This is a genomic window from Anaerosporobacter sp. (assembly GCF_031551385.1).
Taxonomy (GTDB): domain Bacteria; phylum Bacillota; class Clostridia; order Lachnospirales; family Lachnospiraceae; genus Anaerosporobacter.
The window spans coordinates 1-17,505 of record NZ_JAVBNS010000030.1 but is presented as its reverse complement, the minus strand read 5'-3'; the positions used below and the strand labels follow the sequence as shown (position 1 = coordinate 17,505).

At 37.5% G+C, this 17,505-nt stretch carries 11 protein-coding genes; 9 read left to right on the top strand and 2 right to left on the bottom strand.

All coding sequences use genetic code 11. The annotated features are described in order from the left end of the window. The first annotated feature begins 114 nt into the window (after nt 1-114). From RMR19_RS03725 to RMR19_RS03705, 5 genes are all read left to right on the top strand, one after another. On the top strand, nt 115-2,535 hold the full coding sequence (locus RMR19_RS03725) for an endo-1,4-beta-xylanase (RefSeq protein WP_310602152.1): 2,421 nt from the start codon (nt 115-117) through the stop codon (nt 2,533-2,535). Nucleotides 2,536-2,541: 6 nt separating this feature from the next. Continuing rightward, nucleotides 2,542-2,766: a GNAT family N-acetyltransferase gene (locus tag RMR19_RS03720; RefSeq protein WP_310602171.1), complete on the top strand. Its 225-nt coding sequence runs from the start codon at nt 2,542-2,544 to the stop codon at nt 2,764-2,766. Between the two features lie 85 nt (nt 2,767-2,851). Further along, nucleotides 2,852-4,366: a catalase gene (locus RMR19_RS03715; RefSeq protein ID WP_310602151.1), complete on the top strand. Its 1,515-nt coding sequence runs from the start codon at nt 2,852-2,854 to the stop codon at nt 4,364-4,366. A gap of 267 nt (nt 4,367-4,633) precedes the next feature. Beyond that, a complete protein-coding gene (locus RMR19_RS03710; RefSeq protein ID WP_310602150.1) occupies nt 4,634-6,274 on the top strand; it encodes an extracellular solute-binding protein in 1,641 nt (546 codons plus the stop codon). A 23-nt stretch (nt 6,275-6,297) separates the two neighbouring features. Then, nucleotides 6,298-8,829 (top strand): CARDB domain-containing protein, encoded by a 2,532-nt coding sequence (locus RMR19_RS03705; RefSeq protein ID WP_310602149.1) that lies wholly within the window; start codon nt 6,298-6,300, stop codon nt 8,827-8,829. A gap of 108 nt (nt 8,830-8,937) precedes the next feature. Here the strand turns inward: RMR19_RS03705 and RMR19_RS03700 are convergent, their stop codons facing one another. Beyond that, nucleotides 8,938-10,515: a response regulator transcription factor gene (locus tag RMR19_RS03700; RefSeq protein ID WP_310602148.1), complete on the bottom strand. Its 1,578-nt coding sequence runs from the start codon at nt 10,513-10,515 to the stop codon at nt 8,938-8,940. 11 nt (nt 10,516-10,526) lie between these two features. Then, nucleotides 10,527-12,218 (bottom strand): sensor histidine kinase, encoded by a 1,692-nt coding sequence (locus RMR19_RS03695; protein WP_310602147.1) that lies wholly within the window; start codon nt 12,216-12,218, stop codon nt 10,527-10,529. 357 nt (nt 12,219-12,575) lie between these two features. Between RMR19_RS03695 and RMR19_RS03690 the strand changes: the two genes are divergently transcribed. From RMR19_RS03690 to RMR19_RS03675, 4 genes are all read left to right on the top strand, one after another. Then, entirely contained in the window at nt 12,576-13,484 is a 909-nt protein-coding gene (locus tag RMR19_RS03690; protein WP_310602146.1) for an ABC transporter permease, read from the top strand. 12 nt (nt 13,485-13,496) lie between these two features. Continuing rightward, nucleotides 13,497-14,384 (top strand): carbohydrate ABC transporter permease, encoded by an 888-nt coding sequence (locus RMR19_RS03685; protein WP_310602145.1) that lies wholly within the window; start codon nt 13,497-13,499, stop codon nt 14,382-14,384. 30 nt (nt 14,385-14,414) lie between these two features. Beyond that, the gene (locus tag RMR19_RS03680; RefSeq protein ID WP_310602144.1) at nt 14,415-16,037 is read left to right on the top strand and encodes an extracellular solute-binding protein; all 1,623 of its coding nucleotides are present in this window, start codon (nt 14,415-14,417) and stop codon (nt 16,035-16,037) included. A 59-nt stretch (nt 16,038-16,096) separates the two neighbouring features. Next, nucleotides 16,097-17,505: glycoside hydrolase family 31 protein (locus RMR19_RS03675; RefSeq protein WP_310602143.1), on the top strand; the 1,409-nt coding region annotated here is incomplete at its 3' end.

Here is a 17,505-nt window from a genome sequence, read left to right as displayed (position 1 = left end):
TTTTTACTGTAAGCGAATGCTATATTGAAAAGGATAACTTTTGATTAAGACATCAAAGGACGGGGGTTTTCTGATGTATCAAAAGGTATACAATAAATTGTTTGGAGGAGTTTTATGGGAAAGAAACGTGTGTCAAAAAGTATGTCAATGTGGTTGGTGGTTGTGTTATTAAGCTTGACGGTGTCATCTGGATGGGGAACAAATAGTCTGGCAGCCAATGTTTACACCTTTCAGGAAGCAGTAGGTTCTTTAAAAGCAGCAAAGGGAATAGAATTGACACCCGCAGACTGGACATCAAAAACAAGGGTAGAAGGAAGTTCCTTGAAAGCAGAGGTTATCAGTGTAACAGGTCAAAGTTTTACCAAAGCTCTTCGTCTGAAAACTAGCCAGAAAGGGCAGACAGCTTGGGAGGCCCAGTTATATGTGGACGGAATCGGGGATGGAATTAAAACTGGAGATACGCTCTTATTTGGATTTAAGATGCGTGGGATTGAGAGTATTACGAATAAAGAATCTACGGTAGTTTTAACCAATGCAAGATTACGACCTAACGGAGAAACCAATGCAACTTTAAATATCAATGCAGAAGGTTACATAAGTAATGAATGGCAGCAATATTATGTGGCCTTGCCATCACCAGTAAATTCGGTTACTGGAAAAGGGACTTTGGTTTTTCAACTGGGGTTGGCGCAGCAGACCATTGAAATTGCTGATGTTTTTGTCATTAATTTTGGGCAGAAGGTTGCAGTCAATGAGTTGCCGGTGATGAAAAAGACCTATGTGGGTATGGAAGCAGATGCCCAGTGGAGAATAGACGCTCAGGCAAGAATTGAGCAGATCCGAAAAGATAGTGTGCAGGTTCAGGTAGTAGATAAAAATGGAAAACCTGTACCAAATGCCCAAGTAACCATTCAGCAACAAAGACATTCCTTTGGTTTTGGTACCATTGTAAATGCCACATCTTATTTCAACAAAATGAATGATACACAAAAAGCTAAATATCTTGAAACAGTGAAAAGTATGTCTAACCAATCCGGTTTTGAGAATGAACTAAAGATGAACTTTATTGAAAAAAGTGAAAAAGATATTGCATTTTTTATGGATTGGTTCCAGAAGAACCAGATAGATGTTAGAGGCCATGTGCTCATTTATGGCAATTGGAACCGCCTGACGGAGGCCCAGCAAGCTGCAATGAAAGGAAATGCCTCTGCTTTAAGACAGTTTACCAATAATCATATCATCAAGTATGTAAACAAATATAAAGGAAGTATCTATAATTGGGATGTGGTAAATGAGAATATGACATCCAAAGATTTCACCGATCTATTAGGAAATCAGCAGATAATTGAATGGTTTAAATTAGCTCATCAAGCAGATTCTGATAGTAAACTTACATTAAATGATTTTGGTATTCTGTCCAGAGATACTGGACATCAGGATTATCATTATAATCTGTGCAAATATCTCATTGATGGTGGGGCACCTCTTACTACCATTGGATTACAAGGTCATGTAAGCCTTATTCCACCAGAAGATATACTGAGAATACTGGATCGTTTTGCTGGATTGGGTAAAGAAATAGAAATTACTGAGTTTACCTTTGCTGAAAAGAATGAAGAGCTTCAGGCGCAGTTTACAAGAGATTTTATGACGGCTGTCTTTAGTCAGCCGTCGGTTACCTCTCTGGTTACCTGGGGGTTCTGGGAGGGTGAAATGTATGAACCAGATGCGGCGATGTACCGAAATGACTTCTCCATTAAACCAAATGGGCAAGCTTGGAAGGATTTGATTTATAGTGAATGGTGGACTAATGTAAGTGGTGCTACAGGCAACGATGGTATTTACCAAAACAGGGCTTTTTTAGGAGAACATAAGGTAACAGTGAAAGTAGGAAGTGTACAGGCTACGATAGATATGACTTTGAAAAAAGGTGGCTCGGATGTGGTTGCAGTATATGATGGCAGTAAAATTACCTTGACAGCAAAAGCAAAAACTTATTCCTTTGATACGGTCATGAATCAAGTAAGAGCACAGCAGGGAACAGAAATAATTGGAGCGGATTGGTATAATAATATTCAATTCTCAGGTACCACTACGGTAAAAACGGTGGATGTAACTGGTCAGCCATTTACCAAGGCAGTAAGAATTGAGTCTATCAAACAATCAGCAAACCCATGGGATTCTCAAATATGGGTGAATACGGACAAAAAGATTGAACAGGGAGATACCCTTTTCATTGGCTTTAAGATGCGATCAATTTATACGGATACCTATGCAAGTACAGGCAGAGTGTTCTCTAATGTTCGATTTAGACCGGATAAAACTCAAGGATCCATAACACTGGATGTGGAAGGAAAGGTAAATGATGGCTGGCAGCAATATTATATAGCAGCAAAAGCGCCGAATGCTTCAGGTAATCTAGGAGAACTGGTATTTCAATTTGGAATGGCGAAACAGACCATGGAGATTGCTGATGTGTTTGTAATCAACTTTGGGAAAAATATTGATGTGGATCAATTGCCGGTACAAAACTAATCATGAATCCGTGAAGTTTTTATCGATGAAATGTTTATATCTCCAGAACTTCAAAGGCAAGGATATGGAACAGAACTGATTCATACAATGGAGAACTATATAAAAGAACATAAATTAGCAGGCTTTACCTTATCAACAAACCGCTTTGCACCAGCACCAAATTTCTATAAAAAGAATGGATTTGTAGATTGTGAGCATGTGCTTTTTATGGCAAAAGAAATAGAAAACTAATATTACTCTTACCGTCCTAATATTTCAATTAGTCGAATATACATTTGTATATTGATTTTTTGAATGGTTATTAGGAGGATATCAGATGAATGACAATAAAAAATTATCGAATGAGGTAGGTGCACCTATTCCTGACAACGAGAATTCTATTACGGCTGGACCGCGAGGGCCAGTAGCTTTGCAGGATGTTTGGTTGCTGGAAAAGATGGCACATTTTGACCGTGAAGTTATTCCAGAACGTCGTATGCATGCGAAAGGCTGGGGGGCACATGGAACTTTGAGAATAACAGATGATATTTCGCGATTTACAAAAGCAAAAGTGTTACAGCTTGGAAAGGTAACGGATTTGTTTATCCGATTTTCTACCGTTGCAGGAGAGCGTGGTGCTGCTGATGCGGAACGTGATATCCGTGGTACGGCTATGAAATTCTATACGGAAGAGGGGAATTGGGATTTAGTAGGAAACAATACACCAGTATTTTTCTTACGGGATGCGCACAATTTTCCAGGACTTAATCGTGCAGTGAAGCGTGATCCACGTACAGGACTCCGCAGTGCACAAAGCAATTGGGACTTTTGGACACTGCTACCAGAGAGCTTTCATCAAAGGACGATCACGATGTCTGACCGAGGCATTCCGAAATCCTTTCGACATATGGATATGTTTGGTGAGCACACATTTTCCTTTTACAATTGTAATAACAAACGGTTTTGGTGCAAGTTTCATTTTCTTACACAGCAAGGCTTGCAACATTTGACAGATGAAGAGGCAGCAGAAATTATTGCCAAGGACCGTGAAAGCCATGGGCGAGATTTATTTGAGGCGATTGAATGTGGTAATTTTCCTAAGTGGACGATGTATGTGCAGATAATGACAGAGGAACAGGCTAAAAAGCACTACGAGAATCCATTTGATATTACAAAATCTTGGCGTGAAAATGAATTTCCACTTATCCGAGTTGGTGTTTTACAACTAAATAGAAATCCAGAAAACTTCTTTGCAGAAGTAGAGCAAGCGGCGTTTAATCCAGCACATGTCGTTCCTGGTATTGGATTTTCACCAGATAAACTGCTTCAAGGTAGACTGTTTTCTTACGGTGATGCACAGCGTTATCGTCTTGGGGTGAATAACAACTTGATACCAGTAAACCGGGCACGTATTCCTGTAACAGACAATCACCGTGACGGAAAGATGCGAACCGATAATAATTATGGAAGAACGCCAGCTTATACGCCAAACAGCTATAATTACTGGTCGGCACAGCCTATGTTCACGGAACCACCGCTTGATTTGGAGGGATGCCTTTATCGCTTTGATCCAGCGAATGATCCAACAGATGATAATTTCCGAGCAGGTGGTGAATTGTATCGTTCCATGACGGAGCCGGAGAAGCAAAGGCTTATTGCCAATACCGTTAGAAGTATCAATCCTGTTACAAAGAATATAAAGTATCGTCATGCGGTACATTGCTATTTGGGCGATCAAGATTATGGTCAACGCATGTCACAGGCTTTAAATTTGAATTTTAGAGCAGTACAGCAGTTATCAAAGCTTTCCAATGATGAATTGATTCAAGCGACTTTGTCGCCAAATATGTAGTTTTATACGCAACAAAAAAGGAGCTTTTGCAAAGTAGGTGTATACCTATGTAGTGAAAGCTCTTTTTTATTAGGAGGATATCAGATGAATGACAATAAAAAATTAACAAATGAAGTATTCCCCACCGCAATTTTTCTCAACAACAAAGCATTAGTTTTATGTAAACAGTAAGCTGTTTTGTACTAATAAAAAAACTAAATTGTACTATCGGATATAGTAAAAACAAAGTAAACTATAAAAAAGGAATACAGGAAGAGGAGGAAGGTAATGCATAAGAGAAAAGCATGTATAGTGATACTAGTTGTAGCCATGTTAATAGTCACTTTACTAGTCGGTTGTAGAATGTATCCATTAACCAAAGAGAAGAACGTATCAGAAAATGAGAGCAATCTAGAAGTTGAAATCACAAACAAAGAGGCGGATATGAAAGTGTCAGAACACAATGATACAGGAACAAACTATGAGGTGGCAACAGTACGTTGGGAAGACTGGGGTGAGGATTATCATACAGGATATCCTGATGCAGCAGCAGAGGAAGTTGCTATTAATATTAGTTGGAATATGATACTTAATACGGATTGGGGCGACCGAAAGGCTGTTTTATTGGAGGGGGGTGACCTGCCAGATGCATTTATGGGGTCTATTTGTTTTTCTGAAACGGATATTTTGACAAACATAGGAACATTTATTGCACTTGATGATTACATTGACGAATATATGCCAAATTTCAAACGGATTTTGGAATATGATTCTACAATGAAAGCGTTGGCAACTTCGGCAGATGGTCATATCTATGGACTTCCTTCAAAAAAACCTTGCAGACCTACGGTATCAAATCAGATGTTCATTAATCAGACATGGCTAGACAATCTTGGGATTGATATGCCAACTACTTATGATGAATTTGTGAATGTGTTAAGAGCCTTTAAGGAGCAGGATGCAAACGGAAATGGTGATCCGAATGATGAAATTCCTTATGGTGAAGGATTTGCGGATTCTGTTATGTTTTTCTGTGTACCGTTTGGAGTGACGCCTGGAGGTAATAATACTTATTCTATGACTTTAAAGGACGGTAAGGTAGTTTTTATACCAACATCTGAGGAATATAAGGCTGGTATTACGGCAATGCAAAAGTGCTATGCAGAGGGCTTGATTGACACAGAGATATTTATACAGGATGATTCCATGAGAGATGCTAAGTTGATGAATACAACACCAGTTATAGGCTGTGCACCAGGCTGGACAGCTGATGCAACATTTGGTGCAAATGCTGACCAGTATGTCGCATTGCCAGCATTAAAGGGACCAGATGGGAAGCAGTATATTTCCTCTGATCCAGAGCATTGGAACTATTCAAGATATGAATTTGTTGTTACTTCCACCTGTGAAAATCCAGGTAAGCTGTTATCATGGATTGATAAGTTTTATACAGAGGAGGCATCTATCCAAAATTTCTACGGTTCATTCGGCATAGGGGTAGAAAAAGATGAGGAGACAGGCACATATATCGTGCTTGAGCCAAAGGAGGACATGTCAGCAGATTTATATGCATGGGTAAAATCACTTCGTGACTTTGGACCAAAATACGTAGTAGATGGCTTTAATGACAAGGTGACTTATGAGGGCGAAAATGGAGATGCAGCAAAGCTTGAGATTGATAAGAATATGAAGAGCTATGCCTCAAAGGCATATCCAAATGTTAGCTATACGGTAGAGCAGTTAGAGATGTTGGGAGCATTGTATTCGGATATGGAGTCGTATATAGGAAGGAATCAAGCAGCATGGGTAACAGAGGGTGGTATTGAAGAAGAGTGGGACAGATATATCGACACCTTAAATCAGATGGGCTATGAGGACTTCATTAAGATTCAGATAGATGCATACAACACCTATAGGATAAATAAGTAATGAAAATGAGGAGGAGTTTACAGGTGAAAAAAACGCAGGAAATAAATAAAATAACAGGATTATACAAAATAGTGGGAGGATTAGTAGCAACGGTAGTATTGATTATGGGGACTTTTTCTGTTACTTATGCAAGAGAAGCAACAGGAAAGTGTACACAGGTTAGCATCCCTGAGGCAGATGATGATATAAACTCAATCGGTGCGGATATGCCTTACATTAGATTTGACTCATGTGAAGCTAAGCTTGGCGGTGGAGCGGAGCTTAAATCGTCCTATACTTGGGACTTGGAGGAAATTGCAAGTCAGGCATCAAACCAGACATATATAAATCTGCCAAGTGAAGGTGCCTATGCTGAGTGGACAATAGATACTTGTGGAAATGGTGTTACGATGCGATTTACAATGCCTGATACTGTAGATGGAATGGGACAGGACGGTTCCGTTGATGTCTATGTAAATGGAAGTAAGGTTAAGAACATAGATTTGACGTCCTATTATATGTGGCAGTATATGGACGGAAGTCCCAAGGATGCTCCAGGTGAAGGAACAGCATGTTTTGCCTTTGATGAGGTACATTTTCTTTTGCAAGAGAGGTTAGAGTCGGGAGATAGAATCCGCATTCAAAGTTCAGGAGCATATGGGCTTACTTATGGAGTGGATTTTATTGAGATTGAGGAAGTAGAAGAGCCAATAAAGCAGCCAAAAAATTCATATTCAGTTGCTGACTATGGAGCTATTGCAGATGATGGAGAGGATGATTATGTAGCGATTAAAGCATGTGTCGCTGCCGCAGATAAAGATGGAAAGAATGTATATATTCCTGCGGGAACCTATCATATTAATCAGATTTGGTCCTTGGAAGCAAAGGATATGACAATTACAGGAGCAGGTATTTGGTATACAAATATTCAGTTTACAAACGATAAAGCGCAGTCAGGTGGAATAGCTGGTGTTGGAAATGGTAAGATAAACAATATCGAGTTCTGTAATATGTATATTAATTCAAATCTTCGTTCAAGGTATGAGGAGCAGGCGATTTATAAATGTTTTATGGGTACATATGGAGATGATACATATATTCATGATATCTGGGAGGAACATTTCGAGTGTGGTTTTTGGATTGCAGACTATGAACAACCAGTAGACTACACAGAAAATTTAAGAATTGCAAACTGCCGTATCAGAAATAACTTTGCAGATGGCGTAAACTTTTGCCAAGGTACAAGCAATTCGGTTGTGTATAACTGTTCCATCCGTAATAATGGAGATGACGGATTGGCAGTGTGGAATAATGATTATTTAAAGGTTAAGGATTCCAAGAATAACAGATTTTGTTATAATACCATCGATTTAACGTGGAGAGCAGGTGCGATAGCCATATATGGCGGTGATGGACATGAAATCTATAATAATTATATTCGTGACAGCTTTATGGCTTCGGGAATACATTTAAATACGACATTTTCAGGCTACAAATTTACTAATACCCAAAATATTCATTTTGCGAATAATATTATTATTAGTAGTGGAACAAGCAATGAGTCATGGGGCAATGAACTTGGTGCAGTGGACGTAATAGGAAATGTGAAAAACATTACATTTGACAATACATATATATATAATGCACAGCATGATGGAGTCAGAGTTGGAGATAATGTTACTAAGATTGTATTTAATGATTTATATATCTACGGTGCAGGTGTGGATGGCAAGAGGCCTGATAAAATATCTGTGGCTCACAGAGGTGCGGCTGTCATGAATTTTGGTGGCAATGCAATGGTTACAGTAAACAAGATGTATCTGAGAAATATAGCAAATACGAACGTCAATTTCCTTATAAAGGAGGAAGGGATACAGTTAAATGATCAGATAGAAGAAGGGAACATTGGATATCAGATACCACCTTATCCAAATGCTGAGGCATTAGAGGAAGAGAATGTAGAACCATTAGTGGTTGATGGAGTAGATGTTTCACCAGATAACTGCGAAATTCCTGATATTGTGGTTATAGATGTTAAATGGGAGCCTGAAATAGTTGCGGAGGGCGATAGCATTGTATTTTCGGCAGTTATAACAAATCAGGGAAATTGTGCAACACCAGTTGGAACTATAAACGGAGCACAATTTCAGGTAGATGGAGTCTGTGTTGTGTGGTCAGACACAGATAAGACATCAATTAAACCAGGTGAAAGCGTGACGATAACAGCAAATAGTGGACCAGTAGGAACAGATGTATGGTCAGCAGAACTAGGAGAGCATGAGATTACGGTATGGGTGAATGATACCGCTCGTTACGGGGAGTCTGACATGGAGAACAATAAGCTGTCAAAGAAAATGAATGTTTTGACGGTTGAGGAGAAGACACAACTAGAGTCTGGAGATAGCCAAATGACTGAAAATACTACAGAAAATGTAAATAGTGAGAAAAGCGAAGAAAGCGATAATAATATAGACTCAAAAAGATATGATTTTCTTGGCGTACTGGTAGTTATTATTATTATTATTATTATTATAGTGGGAGTGGCTATTATCTATAGGCAAAAGCATTCTTCATAAAGAGATAAAAGATATTGATAAGAGTGATAAAGATAGGAATAAAAAGGGCGTTGATTTACTTAGTAGATCGACGCTCCTTTACTTGTGCGCCTGGCGGCGCACACCACTTTAAACGTTTATTATATTAGTACTTCTATATTCATTCGGAGTCATATTCGTTACTTTTTTGAATAGTCTTGTAAAATAAGAATAATTTCCATATCCAACATTATCTGATACGGTATTAATAGGTAAATCTGTGGCGATTAATAAGTTTTTTGCCACTTCAATCCGCTTATTTATAATATAATTTTTAAAAGAAATTCCGGTTTCCTTTTTAAAGAGCTTTGAAGCATAGTCAGGATCTAGATAAAAGACATCTGCTAGATTGCTACGACTGATATCCTCAGAGTAGTGCTGATCAACATAGTCCTGCATTAACTTGGCAATGGATTTATCGCTAGTAGTTTTCTCAAGATAGTCCTGTGTAGCATAGATAATATATTGAAGATACAGTTTCATATCGTAAATAGAATTTTTGGCGTTTTTGGAGAAAAAATGATAGGTATCATCGTGAAAGAGCTTATTGGCAAGTATACCCTTGTTTCGCAAAAAAGAATATAGGATCTGTACGACATCAATCTGAAAACTGTTTAATGATGTGGCATGTAAGCTACCACTACGTGATAGACGATGTATATACTGCTTGCAGTAATCAAAAAATGCAGAGTATTGTCCAGTCTGCAAATAGATATCTAGTGTTTCAACATCACATGCAGGATAACTACCAATTGCAGGTTCATACTGTGATAAAAGCAGAACTTTTCCATTACAGTCAAGAATGTTTGAAATCATGGTGCAAAGCTTCTTCATATCAAAAGGGAACGAATCAATATGCGAAGGTAAGCCGATAAAGCAGTTTAGATTACATTGCATTTGTGTAGATACCGTCTCAATAAATCGCTCGCAGTTCATAGAAAAAAGTGGCGATAACTCTGGTGTATCCTGTCTAAAGATTGCTATATAGCGAGCACAATTCTCGTCATATTCTAAAAATACGTCAGATGGTGTAAGCTGCTCGAGAAAGGTTGCTTCAAAGGTAATCTTTATATAAGAATTCTGCTCAACTCGAGTAGCAAAGTGACTGCATAACTGATTATCTGCTGTTAGATAGTGTGGAAATAAATCAAACATAACAGGAATAAAATAATCGGTGTCTTTATAGGGAAGGCCCTGCCTTGTAAAATACTGATTCACATCAGGCATATTGAAAACTTCCTCATGAAGAAAGGAGTACCAGAATATATCACAGTTTTTACTTTGTTGAGTATTTTGTTGCAAAAGCTGAGCAGTTACTTCCTTTATTATATTTGTCAGCTTATCAAACTTGATTGGCTTTAAGAAGTAGTGAAAGGTTTTTAGGTGGATTGCCTTTTGTGCATAATAAAAATCAGCATAGTTAGTTAAAAAGATAACGGGCATTTCATCATGCTTATCCCTAATCCAAGTAAGCAAATCAAGTCCATTTCCGTTAGGCATATCAATGTCACTCAATAAAAAATCTATAGGATTATTCTCAATAATTGATTTTGCATCCGTAATATTCTGTGCAGTAAAAACTCCGTTAAATCCAAGATCTTCCCAATGGATTCCTTTCATAAGAGAAGCAAGAACGAAACGATCATCATCTACAAGTAGTACATTCATGTTAAACCCTCCTAAATTTGATATGGAATTATAATCTGTATGTGTGCACCGCTGTGCTCTCCATTGAAAAATCGGATTTTGTGTTTTTCGCCGTAGAGCAGATTCAGACGCTGTATACTGTTTTCAATACCCACATGTGGTATGTCACCTCGATTAATGCTCTCACCAAGAGAAAGTCTCTCAAGTACATCAATAGGAAAGCCATGACCAGAATCACTGATATCAATATTTAGATATAAATCGTTATCCTGTTTTTGCTGTGTAATTATGAGGCGTACATGTAGGTTTCCATCAGAGGAGGTATTGTGCTTTAATGTGTTTTCAATAAAAGTAATCAGTAGAAGCGGCGGAATAAGTGCATTCTTATCCTTCTCATCTATGGAGCAGGTATATGTAAAAAATGCTCCGAGACGAAGCTGCTGTATATCAAGAAAGGCATCAATATGTGCAAGTTCATACTTTACGCACAGATAATCTTTGTCCGTTTGAAACAGATAGCGAAGATAGCGCGAGGTAAATAGTATCATAGATTCAATATTATCATAATCCTCAAGTTGTGCCATGCTGCTGATTGTAGTTAGGCAGTTAAGATAAAAATGTGGTTTAATCTGATGTTGCAAAAAGGTGATATCGGAACGTTTTTTTTCAAGCTCATTCTCATAGACCGTAATTTTTAGCTTTTTGATCTCGTGAATAAGATTTTTGAACTGTATATTAGTCTGTTCAAGTTCACGTATCTGGTTACTTTGTAAATCAAGCAGATTACTATCCTCATTGATGCTTGACAAGTTTGTGGAAAATTCCTGTATTGGTTTAATTGCTTTTTTATACATACTGAAAATCAAGCTGGAAAGAATAAGGCAAATTATCGTTGAGGTTATAATAACAATCCAATGAAAGAAAAAGAGGTTCCCGTAATTATGAAAATCATTGGTAGTAAGCAATATATTGTATGGAAGCTGTTCATCATTTCCATAAAAGCTATGCTGAGTATGATAAAAAGAAAAGTCCGTGATAGTTTTTGTCTCAGACGTTGAAAAAACAATATTGCCATTGTTATCAGCAATAACAAGCTTTCCCTGTTCTACAAAGTTCATATCCAGTAATGACATAAACAAATCATCGATATTGATAAAGGTAGCCAATGTACGGTTGCCGTATTTGACTATGCAGTACATATAGACTTTGCTATTAACTTCTGTGAACTGCCATGAAAGCAGGTGCCTTTTATCGGAGGAGGAATAGTTAATAATAAAATCCTTTATACCTAAATAATCATCATAGGAAAAGGTAAACTTTGAAACATTAAGAAATTGGTTTTGCTGTTGAAAATACAAAAAGTAATTAAATTTATTACCAGTTGTATATTGGTGGTTTGCAAAACGGATTTGGAGTGAATCAAGAAACGCATGCTGCTGGTAATCATTTGTTGTATTTTCAAGTGATTCAATTAGCATTTCCTTAACGATTGTCCACTCTAAAAAATGCTGTATAGCATTGAGATGAGAAGATGTTTCCTGCTGAAAAATAGTAATGGAGCTTTCGATTGTTTCATAGCTTTGTTGTCTAATATTGATGATAGAGACTATGCTTATGATGATATTGATGCTTATTACAAATACTGCAATCCAGATAAACCTTTTCATGTTGTCAGCTAGAGAATAGGAATAGTTTTTTTTCTTAAATATTCGTGTATTCGTCATATCTGTCGCCCCTCTTTTATCTATAGACTAAATAATTATATATTTATTTTATCCTATTATAAATCATCTGAATGAACATTGAAAGCAAAGTGGAAGATAACACGGATTTGTACTAGAGAAAAACTTAATAGTGCTATATAACGAAGTGAAAAAAAAGTAATCTTAAATTGGTAAGCAGGCAGGAATGAATAAAGATATCGTGAGCGAGCTTGACGTTGAAGTGAATAAATTTCAGCTATCATAATTTGTGCTAGTTTTGAGACTGATTAGTGCTATAAACAGAAAAAGAAAAAACATATGATAGATACAAGGGAAATATTGAAACCCAGAAGAAGTAGATTCATGAAAGGAGAAACTATGAAAATAACAAAAGTGACAGCAATAAAAAAGAGCATACCACTTTATCTTTTGCTTCTGCCTTCGGCGATATTGCTGTTTTGTTTTGCGTACTTACCATTGGGTGGATTGGTAATAGCATTTAAACATTATTCACCAGCATTAGGAGTGATGGAAAGCCCTTGGGTGGGAATGAAAAACTTTATACAGTTTTTTAAGTCATATCAGTTTCCGATAACAATTAAAAACACACTGGTTTTAAGTCTATATGGACTTATCATTGGAACACCATTGCCAGTTGCATTAGCACTGATGTGTAATCAGATGAGAACGAAAATGTTTAAAAAGGTATTCCAAGTAATTACCTATCTTCCGCATTTTATCTCTACCATGGTTATGTGTGGTTTGATTTTAATTATCTTATCACCAAGCACTGGGCTGATTGGAAATATCATGAGACTGTTTGGACAGGAAGCTCCAAACATCATGGGAAGTGCAAGTGCATTTAAGCATATATATGTATGGAGTGACATTTGGCAGCATTTAGGCTGGAACAGTATTATTTATCTGGCAGCATTGTCAAGCATTGATCCTACATATTACGAGGCAGCAACAATTGATGGAGCGACAACAATGCAGAAGATAAGATACATAGATTTACCATTAATTATGCCAACAATAATCATACTGCTTGTTATGAGTGCAGGAAATATCTTTGGAATAGGGTTTGAAAAGGTATTTTTGCTTCAAAACACATTAAATATAACGGATAGCGAAATTATATCTACTTACGTATATAAGATGGGACTTCAAAGTGCACAGTACAGTCTGTCAACTGCCATAGGGCTTTTCAATACAGTAGTAAATGTTGTCGTATTGCTGGTAATTAATTTTATAGCAAAGAAAAAGACAGATACGAGTTTGTTTTAGGAGAGGATGAAAATGAAGAAAATAAAAACGCTTTCACGGGATAAATTTGTCAACATTATTTTTTATATAATAGCGATTATTATGATTATACTGGTTATCTATCCGTTGTGGTTTGTTATTATAGCTTCTTTCAGCAATCCAGCAGATGTAGCAAACGGAGAAGTATGGCTTTGGCCAAAAAAATGGGATTTATCAGGATATAAAGAATTATTCAAACAAAGACAGCTTTGGACTAGTTATAGTAACACAATTATCTATACTTTAGTAGGATCTTTTGTAGCTCTTGTGGTTAATATTCCTGCTGGCTATGCTATGTCGAGAAAAGATTTGGTAGGAAAGAAGTGGATAAATATATTTTATCTCATTCCTATGTTTATAAGTGGTGGACTTATTCCTACATATTTCGTAGTAAAAAGCTTTGGACTTTTAAATACATTCTGGGTTATGGTGCTTCCATTTTCCGTATCAACCTACAACATCATTGTTGCGAGAACCTTTTTTAAGTCATCGCTTCCTGAAACATTATGGGAGGCAGCACAGATTGATGGCTGCGGAACAATGCGGTATTTTCTCCAGTTTGTTATTCCGCTTTCTAAAGCAGTGCTTGCAGTAATCGGTTTATGGACAGCGGTGGGCTTGTGGAACTCATGGTTTAATGCGCTCATATATATTCAAAATGAGGATTTACAGCCATTGCAGCTTTTACTAAGAAGAATCTTAATAGCAAATCAGTCATTGCTTGGAGCTGCAACAGGAACAATGGCACAGGAATTAAGAAAACTTTCGGATATGATGAAGTATGCATCTATAGTGATTTCAACACTTCCAATCATGTGTTTATACCCATTTTTGCAAAAGCATTTTAATCAGGGTGTTATGATTGGTGCGGTGAAGGAATAAATGATTAAAAAACAAAAAGGAGGAAACGTTATGTTTAAAAAGAAAAAAATAATGGCATTCATAATGGCAATGTCATTGACAGTAGTTTCACTTAGTGGCTGTTCATCAGAGTCTAAAAAGGGAGACAATGCAAAGGGAGCTGCAACAGAAACAAAAACAGAAGGTGTGGCTTCAACAGATAGCAGTGAAGCAGCAGGAGGAAGTTATAAAGTAGGAACTGTTCGTTGGGCTGACTGGGGTGAGGATTATCATACAGGTTTTCCAGATCAGGCAGCAAAGGAGACAGGCATTAATGTTACTTGGGACACAATACTGAATGCAGATTGGGTTGATCGCAAAGCCGTTTTATTAGCAGGTGGCGATTTACCTGACGCGTTCATGGGGTCTATCTGCTTTTCAGAGACAGATATTCTATCAAATGCAGGTACCTTTGTGGCAATAGATGAATATATAGACGAGTATATGCCAAATCTAAAAAAGATTATGGAGTCAGACCCTACAATGAAAGCACTTGCGTACTCAGCAGATGGTCATATCTATGGCCTACCATCTAAGAAACCATGTAGACCTACAGTAGGAAACCAATTATTTATTAACAAAACATGGTTAAATAATCTTGGACTTGAGATGCCGACTACATATGATGAGTTTGTGAATGTGCTAAGAGCTTTCAAGGAGCAGGATGCAAATGGGAATGGTGATCCTAACGATGAAATTCCTTATGGAAGAGGTAATGCGGACTCCGTAATGTTCTACAGCTTGCCATTTGGTGTGAGACTTGGTGGTGATAATACATATACAATGACTGTTAAGGATGGTAATCCCGTATTTATTCCTGTATCTGAGGAGTACAAGGCAGGTATTAACGCAGTGCACGAAGCTTATGTTGAGGGATTAATTGACCCAGAGCTCTTTACACAAGATGATTCTATGAAAGATGCCAAACTTATGAGTGAGACACCGATTGTAGGATGTGCAGCAGGCTGGACAGCGGATGCTACATTTGGTACAAATGCAGATCAATATGAGGCATTACCTGCATTAAAGGGACCGGATGGAAAGCAGTATATTGCTTCTGACCCAGAGCACTACAATTACTCAAGATATGAGTTTGTTGTTACTTCGAGTTGTAAAAATCCAGGTGAGTTATTATCATGGGTTGACAAGTTCTATACAGAAGATGCATCAATTCAGACTTTCTATGGTACATTTGACATCGGAGTAGAGAAGGATGAAGTGGCGGGTACGTATACTGTACTTGAGCCAAAAGATGGTGTGTCAGCAGATACCTATGCTTGGGTAAATTCTCTTCGTGATTTTGGACCAAAGTATGTAGAAGAGGGATTTAATGATAAGGTAATCTATGCAGGAGAGAATGGAGATGCAGCCAAGCTTGCACTTGACAAGAATGTGGAGCAATATGCAATAGAAGCATATCCAAACGTTAGTTACACAGCAGATCAGGTATATATGTTAGGAACACTATTCGCAGATATTACATCTTTTGTAGGTGTCAATCAAGCAACGTGGGTAACAGAAGGCGGTATTGATGAACAATGGGATGGCTACATTGACAAATTAAATCAGATGGGCTATGAGGAATTTATTAAAATTCAAACAGACGCTTACAACACATACAAATCAAATCAATAAAAAATAAAAATGCGGACAGTTTTATTAAGCTGTCCGCATTAATAAAAAGTAGGGATATTATGTTTGGAAAAATTATAGAATATGAACGAATAGGACAAAAAATAAAAATACATTTTACAGAGCGAAGTGGAGAGATTACTTTTATAAGTTCGAAAACGTTTCACGTTTATTCCGATTTCGGGGTAGAGCATATTCCTTCTAAGGCAGTAGTAAATGAAAACATAGAAAAAACAAAAATTGAGGTTACTCAACAGAAAAGTGCTGTTAGAATACGGACAAGTGACTTAATTGTGTGGGTATATGATGATTTTAAGATAGATATCTATGATGGAAACGGTAATGTCTTGTGTAAGGATTATCGAGGAAAGAGGATGCCAAGAATAACGATAAGTAAAGAATCAGCTGAACTTATGAAGAAGGAAGGTCACAAGGTGGCCTTAGCAAAGGACAAATATGAGATTGAAGTAGTAAAGGAAATGTCACATACGACGGCATTCTATGGACTTGGAGATATGACGGGGTTTCTAAATAAAAAGGGATATGCATACGAATTGTGGAATACGGATAATCCGATGCCACATGTAGACAGTTTTAAGACCCTATATAAAAGTATTCCCTTTATGATTGCAAAGCAGCCAGATAGTGTGTATGGAATCTTTATGGATAGTACTTGCCATTCATACTGGGATTTTGGGCAGGAGAGCAGTGAATACTATTACTTTGCCACAGATGGAGGAAACCTAAATTATTATTTCTATTTAGGTGAGAGTATAAAAGAAATACTATCTGCCTACACAAGAATGACAGGGACAGTGCCGATTCCACAAATGTGGACATTGGGATATCATCAGTCACGCTGGGGCTATGAGAGCAAAAATGATATTATGGAAGTTGCCAATAAGATGCGGCAGTTAGAGATACCATGTGATGCTATTCATTTTGATATCGACTATATGGAGCAGTTTAAGGTCTTCACATTTAACAAGGAAAGCTATGGCGAACCAGAGATACTTATGGAGCAACTTACAGAGAAGGGTTTTAAGGCGGTTGCGATTCTTGATCCAGCAGTAAAGGTAGAAGAAGGTTACGATATATATGAGGAGGGCAAAAAGAATAATTATTTTGTCACAACTCCAGATGGAGAGATTTATACAAATGTTGTCTGGCCTGGTGATGCCGTTTATCCAGACTTTGGAAGAATACAGGTGAGACAGTGGTGGATGCAAAAGGAAAAAAAGCTTGTAGAGTATGGATTTCGTGGAATTTGGAATGACATGAATGAGCCTGCAGGGTTTGATGGAGAGATTCCTCAGAATATTGTCTTTGGCGATGAAGATACAAAGAGTACCCATGCAGTGATGCACAATGTCTATGGGCATCTGATGTCAAAGGCGGCTTATGAGGGACTGCAAGAGCATGATAGGAAACGTCCATTTGTTATAACACGAGCTTGTTACGCAGGAAGTCA